The sequence below is a fragment of the Caballeronia sp. LZ043 genome, assembly GCF_031451075.1.
GTDB lineage: Bacteria > Pseudomonadota > Gammaproteobacteria > Burkholderiales > Burkholderiaceae > Caballeronia.
In genome coordinates this window covers 1-502 of the sequence record NZ_JARUXT010000065.1, presented here as the reverse complement: position 1 = coordinate 502, position 502 = coordinate 1, and the positions used below count along the sequence as shown (strand labels likewise).

Annotated in this window: 1 protein-coding gene; it reads right to left on the bottom strand. The window is 63.3% G+C overall.

Going from position 1 to position 502, the window contains the following annotated elements:
• The coding region (locus QCE64_RS37830; protein WP_310009525.1) for a hemagglutinin repeat-containing protein at positions 1-502 on the bottom strand (502 nt) is incomplete at both ends.

The window sequence follows — 502 nt, the reverse complement described above, 5'->3', positions numbered from 1 at the left end:
CGAGGTTTCCGTCCGCGAACGCTGCGCCGTATCCTTGGCCGCGTCGATGGTGACGTTCGCGCCCAGGCCGACGAGGTCTTTCGCCGCAAGCAGATCACTTCCGGTCACATGCAGGGTAGTGCCGGCCTGAATCGAGAGATTGCCCGCCAGCGAGCCGACCGTGCTCGCGTTGTTCGTCACGCTCGAAGCCTGATCGGTCGTCGCGTGATTGTTGCTGCCATAGGTCACGGTCAGGCCGCTGGTTCCGAGCCCGGAGCGCTTTTCCTGATAGCTGCTCGACGACGTCATCGTGTCCTGCGACGTGCCGATACTGACGTCATGCGCCGCGCTCAATGCCACATCGTTCGTGCCCACGATCGTACTGCCATTGACGTTGATGTCGCGGCCGCTGGCGATCGTCACTGCATCCGCGGAAACCATGCTGCCTTGTGCAAGCGTCGCCGTGCTGGCGCGCGAACTCGTGACCTCCTTTCCGCTGACCGCATTGCTGTGGCTGTGCTGC